Raw genomic sequence first — 17512 nt, 5'->3', positions numbered from 1 at the left:
TTGAAGACGGAGGGAAACATGAAACTCATATCCGTCTTTACGACGTTACTATCTCTGATCCTTTTTACGTCCTGCCGGGGAAAGGGAAATTCCGCCTTTCTGATGCCGATCGCGCATCCCGGAGAATTCAAACTTTTCTATGACCCCGCCTACTGGAGCGGTCGGGAAATTCCAAAACCCAATCTCAAAGAATGGCTTTCACCCGGAGTAAAAATTCGATCCGCGCATGGGGTCGCGTGTTTGTTCGCGGGCACCGATTTTGTATACGGTATTTCGGTCTGTTTTCCGGACCCGGAAAAAAATGTAGAATTAGAAATTCAGAATATTCTAAAATTCTGGAACGAAAATCCGGAAGGAAGAACCGAATCGGAAGAATTTAGATTCTCCGAACTCGGAAACGGAAAACTGAAAGTGGAACTCAACAGGGATCTGCTTTCGGATTGGGACGAGGACTGGTTGATTCTTTCCGGAGATCCGGGTTTGGATCGATCCTTCAAAAAAGTTTCCTTTTCGAAAACGAATCTTCTTTCCATCTTTTCCGAAAACTCACTTTTACGACCTCATTCTCCAAATGCCTTTGTCGGGTTTAGCGTTTTAGCGGGTCCAGGAAGAATGAAAATTTTGTTCCATTCTCATAACAGAACGCGGGCATTTAACAGTTTGGTTCTTGAAATTCCGGGAGATGTTTCCATTCTTTCGGATTTCTTTTTGGAAATTCAAAAAAAGAACTCGGAGGTTTTGGTTCTTTGTCAGAAAAAAATTCCTGAACTATCGGAGGTTTTCGGAGGGACCAATGCATCGACGGGAAGATTTCTGGAATTTCAAAATCCTTCCGGACAAACGATTTGTTTTCAAGACCTGCGATTGGAGATCAACGAGAAAGAATTTTCGATGCAAGAAGGAAACGCGTTTTTGATTCCGGGGGAAACGATTCTTCGAATCGAATCCGAAAGTACTCTTCCGGGAACTGAGCTCCCCGGTTTTCCTTGGGCGGAACTCAAAAAAAAAGGAGATTGGTTTCTAAAAACTGCCTCCGGTCAGATCCCGATTTCCAATCGAGAAAGTAGTTTTCAAGAAGGGGAAAAATTTTATTCGAGTGAAGGAAATTTTTACTCCCTTTGCGCCAAACCAGGATTTTTGGAAGGATCGGACCGACTTTGTATGAGTCCCGGTGTCGCCGGAAACCAGGACGATTTCGAAAAAACTTCGTTTTGTGAACTGGAAAAATTCCAATTGGAAGAGGCCAACTTCAGCGGTCTTTTTTTAGGCGAAAAGACGGACGGAAATCAGAAGTTTCTGGATTTGGAATATTCAGGAAATAGAAACTGTAATCCGAATCGATTGTCCGTCGAGATCGAAGGAAAAGAATCTCCGATCTGGTTGGATGAAGAACTAATAGAGCCGAATTCGATTTTGACTCTGGGCAGACGGGACTGGATCCAAAAACGGATCCTTCTTTCCCGGAACGATCTTTCCGATTTGAAATTCGGAGCCGAGTTTTTTTTAAAGGATCGATTTTTGAAAAAGAAAATCCTTCTTTCGCAAAAAAGCGAGGAGACTCCGATTCTTCAAAAGAAAAACGGTTTGGTCCTTTCTCTTTTGTTTCGAAACGGAATTTGGATCCCGCATCCAAGTTTGAGATCCGATGCTTTTTCCGCTTCCATTCAAAATTTTCATTTTATGAACCCGGGAGCTAAATCCGAAACGGATGATTCTTATAAAAACGTCCACGCGGAACTTTCCGAACTTTCTTGGATGGGTTCTTACGACGGCGGCGTTGCCGTAAGCGGCGATCGTTTTCTGGAATTGGATTCCTTAAATTCAACGGGCAAAATTTTGGAGGTTCTTTCCGGAGCAAAAAGTTACCGTTTTTTAGTTTCTCTTTCGGCCGGAAAAAACGTATTCTCTGCGTCCCAACTCGTTTGTTTTCCGAATGTGGACACTTGGCTTTTGCCGGAACTGAGTCTTGGTTCTTCGGGAAGAATTCGGATTCTTTCCTTGGATAAAAATTCCATCGAGGACGAGGTCGTATGGAACGCGCAAGGACCGGGAATCAACTCTACTTCGCAAAAGGTCAGAAGATCCGCTTCCAGGATGCGGACCGTTGCCGGAACCTCTTTGTGGAAAAACAGCGCCTTGTCCGATTTGTCCGAGCGAAAGTCGAGCTGTTCTCAAACCGAGGCGAGTCCAGGTTTTGCCAATCGAACCTTCCCCTTTCTTTTTAGAGAAACATCAGCAAATCCATCGGGACTCGATCCGCATTTGAGCTGGAATCTTCCCAAAGAAGCAGGGCTTGTATCGAGTGGAATTCAAATTTTCAGCTTTCAGCCGAGTTTTTCAGAAAGCTCGATCGTCGGGGAATTTTTGAGTTTTTGGTCCCAGGTAAATAAAAATATATTCGAGTTATGGAATATTCCAAAAGATTCATTGAGGTATCTGATTCCGGTGGAAGGAGAGGATCTTATACTAATTCCGGGTTCTTCTTCGATTTTGATTTCGGCCGTTTATCCAAATCCGATTCTTTCCACGAACGAATGGTTTGTGATCTGTAATCGCGGATCTGAGGCTGTGGACGTGCAAAATCTCGAAATCCGAGACAGCTCTTCCTCCGACCGTCTTGTGGAATATTCGGTTCGATTCGGAACTTTAAGCCCGCCCGGTTGGGGAACATACAATTCGGATCTTTACGGTTGGATTTTTAACGATCGATTTTTGCAACCGGATGAATGCGGTTATGTTCTTTCTCCGACTTTTAAAAACGAATCCGTTCCGTTTTATACTGAAAATTTTCGTAAAATTTATACGATCGAGAAGACAAATACGATCGGGAACGGAATCTCCAAAAATGAAGGTTTGGATTTATTTCAGGAAATTCAACAAACTCTTGTTCACGTTCATAGTTACGGAAATCAATATTCGCCCTATCCATTCGTGATCGAAGCGGAGGCGGGCGATCTCATTCTTCTCAAAGAAAATCGGTTCGGCGATTCCATCTTCGACTACGAGGTTAAGAAGAAGGATCTGCCATGAAACGATTCTTAGTATATTCCGTATTCCTTATGGTCTCTCCTCTTTTTGCGGCGGAGAAGAATTCAGGGTGGAAACAGATTTCTTGGTTTGCTTGGGGACTCGGCTCAGGAAGAGAGATTCAAAATTCTTCCGAGAATCGGAACGAAAAAACCTACAAAGAATTGAGAATCAACGAGTCTTTGTTTCACGCAGGTCTGGATGAAAATTACGGCTCAAAACACTGGAATCTAAAAATCCAAGCCGACGGTTTTGTTTCCTCCGAATCCAAGATTCGTTTTTACGCAGGAAGAGATCTTTTCTTTGAACTTAAGAATGCAAAACTTTCACTCGCTCTCGGCAGAATTTCGGAGGAAGGAAAACATTCCTCCTTTCGGGATTGGGCTGACGGAACCGATGGAATCGTGGTTCGAGCGAACTTTAAAGAATGGGGAAACGTTCGTATCGATCTTTTCGATTTTTATTCGGGATATCAGCTTTTTGAAAAGAATTCCTTTCGAGAAACGATTCGGAATACAAAAAAGGATCAGTCCTTCTCGTTAGACGAAATCTCTAACGTCGACTCGAATTCGGACTCGTTTCGAAATCGATATCGGGGAGGCGTCGGCTATCGATACGCTCTCTGGTTCTTAGAAGCGGGGGTTCGGTTTCAATATCTAAACTTTCAGAATTGGGGAAGATACGGAGACGATCTTGCGGTAAGCTCGAATTCTTCGGGGGATCGGGATTATCTTACACATTCTACGATCGATTTGAATTGGAAGTGGAACGGCTTCTTTTGTTTTCTCTCGGGTATTCTTGCGAAAGGACAAGACAAAACGGGCTGGAACCGAATTCGGAATTCCGGAAACATTCCGATCACGGGGGAAGCGATTCTCGTATCCTTTGGTTTTGAAAATTCACGCTGGAAATTGGAAACCTTCGGTTTTCTTCCGGACCGCGATCGACGCAAAGAAAACGGGGAAATTTTAGAATTGGGTTTTGTGGGAATCGGATCCAATCCTTCTCCGGTGTTTGCGACCAATCAAAGCCTGGATTTTTATCCTTCCGCCTGGGTAACGGAGAAAGGTCTCGAAAAACAGTTTTCTCTTCTCTCCGGGAAAAGGCAATCGGCTTGGTCCGGAATCAATTTAGAATATAAGGAATCCATGATGCGATTGCGATTTTATCTCGCATCTTACTTTTTTCTTCGAGAAAACGCGGGGTGTTCGGGAGCTTTGACTCTCTCCAGAGACTCTTTTCAGAATGGATATTTTCGAGAGTCGTTTTTCCAAACTACTCTTTTTTTTCCCACGGAAGAGGAAAGGGTTCCGCTTTCCTTTTTGAAGTTGACTCTGGGAGGTTGGATGAGTGATCCACAAACGGCTCAGAGAGAATTTTTCTTTCAGGTCCAATCCGGAGTTGTTTTATGAAAACTTATTTTTCTCTTTTTGCGATTCTTTTCCTTTTTTTCGGTTGTGGGCATCCCGAGGATCCGAATCTATTTTGGGTAAACCCGACTCGGCCGCGCAGTCTGGAAGCTTATTTTTCCTTTCCGGGCCGTTATGTTTCGAATTCTAAAAAACGAAACGTGAGGGATCAAATTTTAAGTTTGATCGAGGAAGCGGATCATTCGATCGATCTGTGGATCTATTCTTTTGACGATCCCGAAATTTTAGAGGCTTTAGTCCGAGCCGAGAAAAGAGGAGTTCGATTGCAGATTGTCGCGGACCCTGAAAAAGTGTATCCGGACGATTTGGTTCGGCTCGGACTTTTTAGAAGATGGGAACGATCGGGTTTACAACATTCTAAAATACTCATAATCGATCGAAAAGAAGTGTTTCTGGGTTCCGGAAATTTTACCTGGTACGGGTTGGAGAACGATCTTAACGGTTATCTGTTGTTTTCACTTTTTGAAACTGAAATTTCGGATTTTTATTCGTTTTTAGAAGAGGATCCAAGATTTCCGAGCCTTGCTATTCCTCCTTTTCTGTTTTATATTTCTCCGGACAAAGGAAGGTTGATTCAGAATCTTTTGTTAAGAGAAGTAGATAAGACAAAAAATTCGATCCGATATTTGATCTTTGATCATTTTGATTCGGTCTTGAGTTCCCGTCTTTCCTTAGCGGATCGTAAAGGAGTTGTAGTCCAAGGCGTCTATGACACTCCGGTGGACGGGGAAGGAAAGTTTCTCGCGAACGTTTTGATACAACCCGATTCTAAAATTTTAGGTGATGGAAACGACGAAAACGTTTCGACGGATTCTTTTGGAAAAGGCGGTTTACTCCATCATAAAACGATGATATTGGACGAGACGACCCTTTTGAGCGGTTCTTTTAATTTTTCGGTGAGCGCGAGGGATAATAACCGTGAGATTTTATTTAGGACAAACGATTCGTATCTACTCAGGGAATTTAAAGAAGAATGGAATCGTGTTTTGCAACAGTCGATTCCCTATCCATCTTCTTTTCCGAAACAGAATGTTAGCATAAACCCGATCGGCTTTCGTTATTCTGAGGATTCACTTCCCAACGGGATCGAACAAAATCTCTGTAGAGAAACTTTCGAAAATGAAGAATCCCTTTATCTTGAATCGGGATCCGCTTTTCTAAAGTCGATTTTAGAATACGATTTCGATCCGGGAGAACGTTGCAAAACCGTGAGCGATTTTTCCTCGGGTAGTAGCGGGTTTACCGGAAGAAAAACAAATCATCCGGTAAAAACTCCGAACTTTCGCCGGAACTCGAGGCTCCTTAGCAAAAACGGATTCCTCCTCCGCGAGAGCGGGGACACTGAAACAAATAAGCCGAATTTCGGTTTGAAACCGGTCTTCCTTTTTATGCCGGATCTTTTTTCCGTAAACTCGGGGAATTTACTTTTACCGGATTCCCTTTTTTTTATCGAAAATCCGCTCCGCGTTTTTTACTATCAGAGAGGAGAGGGACCGGCTCTCGTTGTTTGGAATCGAATCGGTTCCTTCCTAAACATTCCGGCTTTGTTAAACGAAGGAATGATCTTTTTGGAATTTGAATCTGCTTTTTATTCGTTTTGTTTTCACGAACGGAGCAAAAAAGGAACCGAATATACGGAATTGATAAACGAAATCCTTTCTTTTAGAGTCAGCGAATTGACGACTCAAAAACTTCCCGAAGAAAAAACGCCGATTCAAAGAAGAAAGGAATCGGGTTCTTTTTGTTATCAATACTGAATCGACGGAGAATCGGATTCTTCTTTGGATGTCCTGAGAAAAAAGCCGCTCAAGATCCAAAATAGAATCACAACTTCGTCGTCTTGGAAGTAACACTGAAAAAGACCGGAAAGAAAAAATCCCGAGAGCCCGAAAAAATATAAGGATCTTTCGTAAGGTAAAGAACTGGAAAGAAGCTTATGATACAAACCGGTTCCTAATGCGATAAAAAGAAAGATCGCCGGAAAACCGAAAACCGCAAAGAGATGAAAGTAGTCGTTGTGAGCGTGGCCTCTTTGTGTGGTTTCATAAAAGTAATAGAGCTCTCTGTATTTTTCGGAATGTGCGATTCTGGATTTTTCAATCTCTCGGTTGTAATTTCCAGGACCTACTCCGAACATTGGATTTTCCTGAATCAAAGGAAAGGTGGAATCCCAGATAAACGTTCTTCCTGCGTCGGTATGTTTTTCTTTCCCGAAGATTGGATCCGTGATCTTTTGTCCCGCTTCCGTAAAAGAAAGTCCGATTCCGAGTAAGAGCAAAAGAAACAAAACACCTGCGGATGCGATCAGAATTTTGGCGGTCGGCAATTCTTTACGCAAAGGACCTAACACCAAAAATGCGGTAAAAGAAGAAAAGAGAGCGCCGATCATCGAAGAACGCGCGTTGTTTAGAAAAACTACGTAGAGGAAAACAATAAGAATCAATCCTTTGAGTAAGGCTTCTTTCCAGTTTTGGTTAAAGAGCGGTTTTAAAAAAAGAAACAAAGGAAGAGGAAAGAAAAATTGGAGAAGGCCGCCGAACGTTAGGTGTGTGTTCATCAAGCCGATCGGAAGATATAGGGGAAGTTTTCCGATCTGACCCATAGGGTGTGTAAACTTCCAGTTCGAAGACTCTCTATATAGATCGCTGATCAGTCTGGAAAGACGAACCGAAGAAAAGCTGGAGACAAGTCCCGTAACCAAGAGCACCCAAAAAAGAATCTGTAAGGCTCGATATACCGCCGGAAATTCTTCCTTTTTTAGATTCCACGCTACGATTAAACCGCTGAAAAGAAAGATATCTTTGAGTTCCGCGTTGAATGCGGTTTTCGCATAACGAGAAACACTTTCTTCTCCCATAGCATGAACGCAAAAGTCGATCAGATACCAAACAAAAAAAGCGAGTGCGATCGTGATGACGGGCTCCTTCCAAAAACCTTTTGTTTTGGATGAAAATAAGGAGGATACAAAAGCCAGGACAAGAAATCCCTGACTGAGTGAGACGGAGACTCCGATTGTTACAATGCTTGCGCAGAATAAAAAAAGAGTGATTTTTCTAAGACGTTCGGGCATCTTCTCTAATCGATTGAACCCAGGTTTTCTGTAAGCTAGGAATTGTAAATTCGATAATTTCTTTCAATCGATTGATACAGAGGATTCCGGTAGAGTCCGTGATTTTAGGAGATCTTTGATGAGAATTCTTTATTTTTCCGATACCTTTCTGCCAAAAGTGGACGGCGTCGCTATTTCTATGAAAAACTTTGCGGAGCTTCTGGCAAAACGGGGACATACTTTTATGATCTGTTGTCCTCGTTACGGAGAAGGGGATTTTGATCGTATCGGAGACTCGATTCGGATCGAAAGATTTAGAAGCGGTTATCTTCCGAGTTACCCCGATATCAAAGTGGTACTTCCGTCTCCGAGTAAGATCAAAAGAATCATCAAAGAATTCGAACCGGATCTCGTTCACATCCACACTCCCGGTTTGCTCGGTCTTTACGGAATCAATGCGACCGAAAAATACGGAATTCCTACGATCGGAACCTATCATACCCTTATGTCCGAACAAGACATGTATCTTTCTTTTTACAGACTTCTAAAGTTGGATAAACTTTTTTTGAGGGCGAGCAAATCCGAAAAAAAACTCAAGATCAAAGACTTGAGTAAAATCGAGAAGTTTGATAAGTTCAACATCCGTAAAAAAATCATTCTAAAAATTTCAAACAATATCTACGAACGCTGCGACCTTATCATTTCACCTTCGCATCTCATAGAAAAACAACTGAGGGAATTCGGACTCAAGACCAAAATCGCCGTGATCTCCAACGGACTGGATCTCACGAGTTTCAAAGGAACTATCAAAAAACTACCTACCGCGCCGAAATTACTTCACGTCGGAAGAATCTCGTATGAAAAGAACTGCGACGTGATTCTCAATGCGTTTAAATTGATCCACGACGAGATTCCGGATTCTACGCTTACGATCATCGGCGACGGACCGGCTCTTCCTTCGTTAAAGGTGCAGGCGCAGAATTTAGGTTTGGAAAATGCGATCACGTTTACCGGGTTTATCAAACGTGAGGAACTTCCCGAAGAATATCCGAAATACGATTTGTTTCTGACCGCTTCTACGATGGAAACCCAAGGACTTGTAATCTTAGAATCCGTTGCTTGCGGACTTCCCGCGGTCGGTGTGGATTCGTTTGCGATCCCCGAATTGATTCACGACGGAGGGAACGGATATATCGCAAAACCATTCGACGTAAAGGGAATCGCGGAAAAAGCCGTTGCGATTCTAAAGGATCCTGCGTTGTATGAACGTTTTTCGGAAGAATCCATTAAGATCTCGAAAGGTCACGAGATGACGGCTTGTGTCGATAAGATGGAAGAGGTTTATAAGACCATTGCAAGCGTAAAAAACAAAAAGAAAAGAAACACTCTGATCAACATGTTATTCTCTCTTCCCGATCCTCTGGATCAGTTTTTACGTTTTTTAGAATAGGGTATTGATGTTGTAAACGACTCGAATTCGTTTGATCACGTCTTCGGGTTGAATCCATTCCATACATGCGAAGTCTTTTCGAAAGCAGGTTGTGTTTCCGTAGATACTGCAAGGTCGGCAAGGTAGATTATCGATTTGTAATACTCCTGAATCTTCCTGGCCGAACGGCGCAAATCCGGAATAGGGATGTGTCGTTCCGTAGATTCCTACGACGGGACGTTTTAAAAGGGCTGCGATATGGACGTTGGAAGAATCCATTCCGATCATGATATCCATCTTTTCCATGATTCCGAGTTCGCCGCGAATCCCGAGTTTACCGCCGGAGACGATCTTCAGAGATTCTTCGCTTCCTTTTGCCCATTCTTCTAAAATTTTGGATTCGTCTCTAGATCCGAAAAGGAAAATTTTCACCCCCGGAAATTCCTCCAGAAGAAGTTTGAGAAGAACTTGGCTCTTTTCTCTCGGCCATTCTTTGAGTTCATGACCGGCAAACGGCGCGAAGCCGATCCAAAGCCCTTCTTTCTTTTTTACGTTTTGAGATTCAAAAAATTCTTTTGCGAAAATTTTGGATTCAGGATCCACATTGATCCACGGGCCTTTTCGAACCGTCGCTGGGTAACCCGCTTTTTCAAAAACCTTTAAATAACGTTCCACCGTGTGCGGCAACGGAGTGAGAATCTTTTTTTTCTGACGAATTTGTCTGAGTTTTTCTTTTCTTCCCTTTACGATCCGGAAAACTCCGATCCCCCGAATCAGGAAAAGAAGGCTAATCAATCGGGAGCGTACGGAAGAATGAAGATCGATTACTTTTTCGTAAGGACCGAGTTTGTTGATCTCTTTGAAAAGACGATACAAACCTTGAATGCCGCGGTAACGTTTGAGATTAAAACCCACGACGTTCACATTCGGGATATTGTAAAAGAAGGGAGCGTAGTTTCCTCGTGTAACGATCGTAAGTTGTATGTTGGTATATTTGGCCGCAATCGCGATGATCGCCGGGGCCATAAGAGCCACGTCTCCCATGGCGGAAAAACGCATGACTAATAAGTTCATGATTTTTTGGAATACAAGGAAGGGTTCAGGTTTTGATCGTTGTACATCTTCATCTGCCTGTAGACCTTATAGAACTTGTCGCCGTTTTTTAAATCTTCCAGAAGTTCGTCGAGACAAGTGGAAAGATCGATTCTTTGTTCGAGTAAAACTTCGAGTTTCCGTTTGCAGTTTTGGATATGAATTTCGTCCACGTCCTTTCTCTGAGTTTGTTCTTCCATGTGATAGATTTTGAGTTCGAGAATGCTCATCCGATCGATGAGCCATGCCGGGGTTTCGGAGTTCATTCTCGCTCCCGGTTTTTTCGGAACTGACTTGAATTCGGAGGAAATTCGATCGTCTAAAATTTCAACGAGATCGGTGCGCTCCTGGTTGAGTTTATCGATCTGTCTTTTAAAACCTACCAAGTCCTTATCCGGAAGGTCCGGTCTGCGGATCTCGTCTTCGACATGCCACTGGATGGTATCGATTTGATTTTTGCTATAAAGAATGGATTCTATACTGTCTGCGGGAAAGGGATTGGGGGACGCGGCTTCTTTTTTATGCCAGTCTACAACGGATTGACGAAAAACGGATACAACTGAGTTCGCTTTCAAGGTCATTGTGTATAACTTTGTGCGGTAACCCAGAAAATCAAGAGAAAAGCATCGAAAGAAAGCCGATTCAAGCCGCGGAGCATTGAGAAATCCTTTACATTCTCGTCCAATTCCAATAGAGTCACCTGCGTCTTATGGCACGAAAAATACATCCAGAAATTTTGAAATTTCTTTCCGGCATATCTCTATTCCAAAAATTATCTCCGTCCGTTCTCACTCGGATCTATCAGAATATAGAGGAACGAAACGTTTATAACCACGACGTTATTTACTTTCGAGGCGATATTTCGGATAAACTTTTTATAGTTCGCCACGGAGAGGTGATGCTCACTTTTGGGGAATCGGGAAAGGCGGTAAAATATCTTGGAGAGGGTGATTTTTTTGCGGAGAATAGTCTGATGACACGAACCCAACACGGCGGTTCTGCGATCGCAGTTATGGATTCGCTTTTGTATGTGTTAGACGGACATTTTTTTCTCAAACTCGCCGAAAAGGAACCGATCCTTTCGGGAAATTTGATCCGTCTGATGAGCAACCGTTTTCGAGAACATCTCGAACCCGACGACAAGTTGACTTCGGTACCAAGAAGAATGATCTGTCACGTACCATTGGAGGAGATCCAAGGTTATAAGGAGAAACTCGACGCGATCGTAAAGATCAGCGGGTATTCTCACGAAGGAAAGATGACCTTGGTCCCGATGGAATCCTTTGAAAAGGTAAGTTCGCAGGAAGCCATTCGAAAATTATCGATCTTACGAAATCAATATCCAGTGATTCATCTTTTCTTTCAGCGTGCGGGACTTAAACCCGAGTTGGACAAACTCCTTCTTCAATCGGACCAGATCGTTTTCTGGGAAGACAATCCGGAACGGAACCAAAAGAAAAAAACCGAAATTCTAACCTATTTTCGTTCTCGAATCCGAAACTTTGCCGGAAGAACGATCCGTTATATCGATTCTTCGAATTCAATCCATCCCGAAGACAGCGTCAAACACCAGAAAATCTTTCATAAGGAAGAAACCTTCGGCAGATATTTGGTCTCCAGAACCAGAGGTCTTGCGTTAGGCGGAGGCGGAGCCAGAGCGTTGGCCCACGTTGGCCTCTTGAGAGTATTAGAAAGAGAGAATATAAAGATCGACTTTGTTTCCGGGGCTTCCTTTGGCGCGGTGATCGCCGCGCTTTATGCAAGGGGAGAAAATACGGATACGATTCATAAGATGATTTATAAGTTTTTCGGCGGATTGGACAAACCCTTTGATCCGACCGTTCCTCTTGTTTCCTTTTTTAAAGGGAAAAAAATGAATCGAATGTTGAAGGACGCTTTCGGTTCCGCGCTGATCGAGGATCTTAAGATTCCGTTCGTGACTTCCGCGGTGGACCTTCACAGCGGAGAGGAATACGTGATGGATAGAGGTCCGGTCTGGGAAGCCTTAGCGGCGGCGATGAGTTTGCCGGGAATGTTTCCTCCCGTATTTCACGGAGATCATCTTCTTGTGGACGGGGGAGTGATCAACAACGTTCCCGAAAATTTAATCCGACAAAAGGGCGCGGACATCATTCTTTCCGCGAACGTTTCTCCCTTACGGGACGAGGCGATCGTACGATTGTTGGAAGACAGAAAGATAACCGGGAAATCGTTCTTTAAAAATCTTTGGGAAGATCTCAAATACCCTCCGATTTTAAAAATTATGGGGCGCGCGATCACATTGGAAGGAAGAGAAATCACAAGATTACGAAAGGATAAAATGGATCTTTTTATCAATCTTCATATCGAAGAATATTCGTTTTTTGATTTTGGAAGATTTCGGGAAATCATACGGAGGGGTGAAGAAGAAGCCGAAAAACATCTCGAAGATATCCACGATCTTTTTAATCCCGGAAAAAAATTTTCAAAGAAGAAAGGATAGAAGAAACTCCTGAAGACGAGTCGATTCTTTTCTGTAGTTCTGTTTCCATTCTGCGCTTCCGCTTGGTCCGACGGTATTCGTGAGGGCAAAGAAGGCGCAGAAAGAAATTTGAAATTCTTCGCAGACTCGGGCGAGTCCGAAACATTCCATATTTTCAAGACCGAGATCGTTTATTCTCAAGAATTCCAGACTTTTGCCGGAGACGGTTTCGATCGTTACGGATCCTGTTCCGTTCGTTTTGGAGACTAGGATTTCTTCCACGGCTGAAAATTGAAATGGACTTGTAAACTCGAAAGAATCCGGAACGATTTCCGGGATACGAATTCGTTTTTCGATCTTTGCAATTTCCTGATTTTGAAATTCAAACGAATATCCGAAACGTTCCTTCCAAAAACTAGGATGTAGCCAAGGATAAACTCCCGCAGAACCTATAAAAACGATCTGAGAAGGAAGAGTCAGGCCTTTGTTTCGTTTTTGAAGCAGGAGTTTTTGAAGATTCAGAGCCGCTTCTAAGTTCCCGATTCCGCAAAGAAATGTGTTCCATTTTCCGGAATCTTGAAACCGGTCCAGTTCTTCCGGAATCGCGGAGCAGAGAAGAGTTGAGGCAGGGTCAATCTTCATCGTTTGTATAGAGAGAATGAATTACGTTTTCGTAAAGTTCAAAGACGACGTTTCGTTTGAGTTTCATCGTCTCGGTCATCTCTTTTCCTTTTTCAAATTCTTTTGGTAGAATGTGGACGTGAGCGATCTTTTCAAAAGACTTAAATCCCGCACGACTGGAAATTTTTTCTTTTACGATATTCTTAAAAAAATGAAGGATATCCTTATGAGAATTCCATTCGTTCGGATCTTTGGGAATCGATTTTCCTTGCGATTTGAATTCTTCAACGACTCGATCATAAAAAGGAACGATCAAAACTCCGAGATTTTTGCGATCCTGACCGACGACGATGACCTGGTTGATAAATTCGGATTCGGTAAGTTTGGCTTCGATCGGCGCGGGTTCTAAGTTTTCACCGCCCGAAAGAACGATCGTATCCTTGGCTCGTCCCGCGAATTTTAATTCTCCGGTTTGTGTCCAAGTCAGAATATCGCCGGAATCCAACCAACCGTCTTGCAACGCTTTGGCGGACTTTTCGGGTTCTTTGTAGTAACCGGAAGTTACGTGCGGACCCTTGTGCCAGGCCACTCCTTTAGCACCCGGTTCGGTGACGATCTTTCCGTTCTCTCCTACAAGTTTGATCGCCGTTCCGGGTAACGGAGCGCCGATTGCTCCGTTTTTAGGAAGCGGAAATTCTCCGATGGCTCCGATTCCCGTTGTCTCAGTCATACCGTAGGTTTCGATGATAGGGATCCCCGCACTACGAAAGAAAAATTGAATGTGATAGGGCATGGCTCCCGCTCCACAAAGTGCGAAGCGCATTTGTCCGCCGAAAAGATCGCGGACCTTTTGAAGAATCTTATAGGAAATAACTTTCAGAGGATACATCGATAAAAGCAGAAGACTCGCTACAAAACGATCCAAGACCTTTTGGTTCGGATTTTCCACTTCGGTAGACGTGTAAGAATCCCGGATGGTGTCTTGCAGACTTGTAGTAATGGCCGCGATTTTAACGGCAAAATGAAATAGGTTTTGTCGAAAAGGGGGGCTTTTGCGAACCGTGTCGTGAATTCGTTTGTAAAGACCTTCCCAGAGTCGGGGAACTGAAACAAGCACCGTCGGTTTTACTTTTTGCATATCGGCCGGAATCGTAGGAACCGAAGAACATGCCATCGATGCCCCCCAAGAGATCAGGGTGGTTTCCAAAAGACGTTCGGCTATATGCCAAGGCGGAAGAAAGACGATCGTTCTGTCTTGGTAAGACCCGGGAACAAATTCTTGGAGTTGGTGGATTCCCCAAGTAAAACTTCTATGATTGAGCATAACACCTTTTGGCGCGCCCGTAGTTCCGGATGTATAGATGATGGTCGCGAGATCTTTTCCGCCTAAAACTTCGCCTCTTTGATGATAGGTTTTGTCTCCCTTTTTCATCCGAATCTTTTCGCCGTCTAAGAGCGCTTCTTCTAAGAAGAAAAATTTTACTCCGCTCAGATGATTGCGAGCGCTTTCTAAATCTTTCCACTTGGATGGAGGATCGATGAGAAGAATGGTCTTTACGTTTGCAAAGCTGGACTTATCTTCTAAAAGTTTTTTCAAAACCTTTTCGTTTTCTAAGAATAGAATTTTAGCTTCGCTGTGACCCAGGATGTATTTCAAATCGTCCAGAGTCGCGTCACAACCCCTGGGTACGTCCACACAACCGATCGTCACCAAGGAAAGAGAACAGAGGGACCATTCATACCGGTTATCGCAGATCAGTCCTGCGGTGTTGCCTTTTTGTAAACCGAGTTCGATCAAAAAGGAGGAAAGATTGAGTAGGTTCTCATACCAGTCTTTGTAGGAGATTCCACGAAAGTCACCGGCTTCTTCTCGGATCCAATACATAGGTCGATCTGCATAAACGGAGGCGACGTCTCGGACTAAATGGTAAAGGCTCGTTTTTTCCATGGAAGGTTAGGGTAGAAGCCCGACGGTTTCTTTGATTCCGGTCATCAAATTGATGTTTTGAAGGGCTTGTCCGGCCGCACCTTTGACAAGATTGTCCAAAGCGGAAACGACGACTAACGTGTTTCCTCTTCTTCGGATGGAGATATCCAGGAAGTTTGTATTTTGCACTTTCCGAAGTTCGACTTCTTCCGGAGTTTTTAAAATCCTCACAAAAGGTTCGTTTTTGGAAGAATTCAAAAGGACTTGCATCGGATCTAACGCGGGTTCCTTCTCCAATTCCAAAAAGATCGTGGAAAGAATTCCTCGGAAAACGGGTAAAAGATGGGGAACAAACAAAACTTCCGGCTCTTTGAGCCCCGAGTTTGCAAAGATATATTCCTGGATTTCGGGTTCGTGTTGGTGAGTGAGAATCTTATAAGCCCGAAAATTTTCATAGACCCCCGTGTAGGAAAAACCAGCGTCTTCGGTCCTTCCACCCGCTCCCGAAACTCCGGACTTGGAATCGGCGACAATTCTGGGTTTAAGGTTTTTTCTGAGTTCGTTTAACAAAAATACCGGAAGAATCACCGAAGTGGAAAAACAGCCGGGATTGGAAACAAAGTCGGCGCCCGCGATTTTTTCTCTGAAAATTTCAGGAATTCCAAAAACGGCCTTATCCACATAGGAGAATTTTGTGTGTTTGAGTTTATAAGATTTTTCTAATATTTCTTGATTGTGAAGTCTGTAAACTCCGGAAAGATCGATTACTTTATGACCAGCGTCTAAAAACTTCGGGGCCGATTCGATCGAAACTTCGTTGGGAACCGCTAATACGACTAAGGATTTTCTGGGAACTGCGTCTTCGTGTTTGTGAAAGGTAAGATTTTTTGGAAAAGGAATTTCTGGAAAAACTTCGGATAGAGTTTTTCCGGCGAGTTTGTCGCTTGTGATATGAACGACTTCGTGTTCCGATTGGTGCGAAAGAAGAGAAAGAAGTTCCTTACCGGTAAAACCGCCCGCTCCTAAAATACTGATTTCTGCCATAATTCCCTTGTCTTGTTTCGTCTATCTTCGCGCTGAAGAAAGTAAATCGTTGTAAGAACCGTTTTCTTTCTCGGCCCGTTTCCTGATTCGCTAAGGGAAAGAATTTAATGGGAGGACTCTTCTGTAACTAAAAAAAACGCCGGACGATTTCTCATCCGGCGGTCAAGGGTTCCTAAAAAGAAAGCCAGTGTTTAACCCGCAGCCTCTTCCAATTTTTCCTCTTTTTCTTTGCGAGGTTTTTTATCCTGCGCTAAGAGGGGAAGGCTGTTCAGATCTCGAACCATATTCTCGATCGTGAATGCGGTTTCAGGATTGGATCTCAGATACTCTTTTGCCGCATCTTTTCCCTGCCCGATTTTTTCCGTGTTATAGGAATACCAAGCTCCTGCCTTATTGATAATATCATGTTTTACTCCGAGGTCAACCAGAGAACCTTCTCGGCTGATTCCCGCGTTGAAAATTATGTCAAATTCAGCCTGTTTGAATGGCGGAGCACACTTGTTTTTGACAACTTTGACACGGACCCGGTTTCCGATCGATTCTTCTTTTTCCTTGATCGTTTCGATTTTACGGATATCCAGACGGACGGAACAATAGAACTTGAGAGCGTTTCCGCCTGTGGTCGTTTCGGGCGATCCAAACATAACGCCGATTTTCATTCGGATTTGGTTGATAAAGATCACCACGGTTTTGGATTTCGAGATCGTGCCTGTCAGTTTCCGAAGGGCTTGAGACATCAGACGGGCCTGCAATCCCATGTGGGAATCTCCCATATCTCCTTCGATCTCCGCTTTTGGAACCAGAGCCGCCACAGAGTCGATTACGATCAAATCGATCGCGTTGCTTCGAACCAGGGATTCACAGATTTCCAGCGCTTCCTCTCCGTTGTCGGGTTGAGAAACCAGAAGTTCGTCTATGTTGACGCCCAACTTCTTCGCGTAAGAAGGATCCAGCGCGTGTTCTGCGTCGATAAACGCCGCAACTCCGCCTCTCTTTTGCGCTTCGGCAATCGCAGAAAGGGTCAGAGTGGTTTTCCCGGAAGATTCCGGGCCATAAATCTCCACAATTCTTCCGATCGGATATCCGCCGATTCCAAGAGCGATATCCAGATCTAGAGATCCGGTAGGAATCACCTGGACCGTCTGTCTCGCGGCGTCCGATCCCAATTTCATAATCGCGCCCTTTCCAAATTGTTTTTCAATCTGGCTCATTGCCTGTTCAATGGCTAACTTTTTGGAATCGTCAACACTCTGTGGTTCTTCTTTTGTCTTCTTCATAATACCTTCTCCCATGTTTTTCTGCCTCCGTTTTTACGGTTCCAGGCAGTGGCTCTGCGATGCAGAAGCGGTTCACTTTTTTGAGTATAAATCCTATACCGGACAAAAAAGAATCATCCGGGTTAAAAAATGCCGGTTCTGATAAGATTTTTCAA

At 43.7% G+C, this 17512-nt stretch carries 12 protein-coding genes; 5 read left to right on the top strand and 7 right to left on the bottom strand.

All coding sequences use genetic code 11. The annotated features are described in order from the left end of the window. Positions 1-18 precede the first annotated feature (18 nt). The 3 genes from JWG44_RS16110 to JWG44_RS16100 are packed head-to-tail and all read left to right on the top strand — an operon-like array spanning position 19 to position 6214. Entirely contained in the window at positions 19-3030 is a 3012-nt protein-coding gene (locus JWG44_RS16110; RefSeq protein ID WP_205276027.1) for an LIC11755 family lipoprotein, read from the top strand. Beyond that, a complete protein-coding gene (locus JWG44_RS16105; RefSeq protein ID WP_205276026.1) occupies positions 3027-4439 on the top strand; it encodes an LA_2168 family protein in 1413 nt (470 codons plus the stop codon). The genes JWG44_RS16110 and JWG44_RS16105 overlap by 4 nt, the downstream gene beginning before the upstream one ends. Continuing rightward, positions 4436-6214 carry a phospholipase D-like domain-containing protein gene (locus JWG44_RS16100; RefSeq protein WP_205276025.1) on the top strand — a complete coding sequence of 593 codons (1779 nt, stop codon included), beginning with the start codon at positions 4436-4438 and terminating at the stop codon, positions 6212-6214. Before JWG44_RS16105 ends, JWG44_RS16100 begins: the two co-directional genes overlap by 4 nt. Here JWG44_RS16100 and JWG44_RS16095 read toward each other — a convergent pair. Continuing rightward, positions 6205-7527, bottom strand: coding sequence for an O-antigen ligase family protein (locus tag JWG44_RS16095; RefSeq protein ID WP_205276024.1), 1323 nt, complete (start codon positions 7525-7527; stop codon positions 6205-6207). The genes JWG44_RS16100 and JWG44_RS16095 overlap by 10 nt on opposite strands. 118 nt (positions 7528-7645) lie before the next feature. On the opposite strand from JWG44_RS16095, the gene JWG44_RS16090 reads away from it, so the two are divergent. Next, positions 7646-8956, top strand: coding sequence for a glycosyltransferase (locus tag JWG44_RS16090; RefSeq protein ID WP_205276023.1), 1311 nt, complete (start codon positions 7646-7648; stop codon positions 8954-8956). Here the strand turns inward: JWG44_RS16090 and JWG44_RS16085 are convergent. Further along, the gene (locus JWG44_RS16085; RefSeq protein ID WP_205276022.1) at positions 8948-10009 is read right to left on the bottom strand and encodes a glycosyltransferase family 9 protein; all 1062 of its coding nucleotides are present in this window, start codon (positions 10007-10009) and stop codon (positions 8948-8950) included. The two genes, JWG44_RS16090 and JWG44_RS16085, sit on opposite strands and share 9 nt — an antisense overlap. Next, complete coding sequence (locus JWG44_RS16080; RefSeq protein WP_205276021.1) at positions 10006-10608, bottom strand: DUF4254 domain-containing protein; 603 nt, start codon at positions 10606-10608, stop codon at positions 10006-10008. Before JWG44_RS16080 ends, JWG44_RS16085 begins: the two co-directional genes overlap by 4 nt. Positions 10609-10736: 128 nt before the next feature. Between JWG44_RS16080 and JWG44_RS16075 the strand changes: the two genes are divergently transcribed. Further along, positions 10737-12509, top strand: coding sequence for a patatin-like phospholipase family protein (locus JWG44_RS16075; protein ID WP_205276020.1), 1773 nt, complete (start codon positions 10737-10739; stop codon positions 12507-12509). On the opposite strand, the gene JWG44_RS16070 is transcribed toward JWG44_RS16075, so the two are convergent. The 4 genes from JWG44_RS16070 to recA form a co-directional block, all read right to left on the bottom strand. Continuing rightward, entirely contained in the window at positions 12492-13130 is a 639-nt protein-coding gene (locus tag JWG44_RS16070) for a nucleoside phosphorylase-I family protein (RefSeq protein ID WP_205276019.1), read from the bottom strand. The genes JWG44_RS16075 and JWG44_RS16070 overlap by 18 nt on opposite strands. Further along, positions 13120-15057: an AMP-binding protein gene (locus JWG44_RS16065; protein ID WP_205276018.1), complete on the bottom strand. Its 1938-nt coding sequence runs from the start codon at positions 15055-15057 to the stop codon at positions 13120-13122. The genes JWG44_RS16070 and JWG44_RS16065 overlap by 11 nt, the downstream gene beginning before the upstream one ends. Positions 15058-15063: 6 nt before the next feature. After that, positions 15064-16080 carry an N-acetyl-gamma-glutamyl-phosphate reductase gene (argC, locus tag JWG44_RS16060; RefSeq protein ID WP_205276017.1) on the bottom strand — a complete coding sequence of 339 codons (1017 nt, stop codon included), beginning with the start codon at positions 16078-16080 and terminating at the stop codon, positions 15064-15066. Between the two features lie 191 nt (positions 16081-16271). Then, positions 16272-17372, bottom strand: a complete 1101-nt coding sequence (recA, locus tag JWG44_RS16055) for a recombinase RecA (protein WP_069607265.1) — start codon at positions 17370-17372, stop codon at positions 16272-16274. Positions 17373-17512: the final 140 nt, after the last annotated feature.

It is taken from the genome of Leptospira ainazelensis (assembly GCF_016918785.1).
In the GTDB taxonomy this organism is placed as follows: Bacteria; Spirochaetota; Leptospiria; order Leptospirales; family Leptospiraceae; genus Leptospira; species Leptospira ainazelensis.
This window is presented reverse-complemented; position numbering and strand designations above follow the sequence as displayed.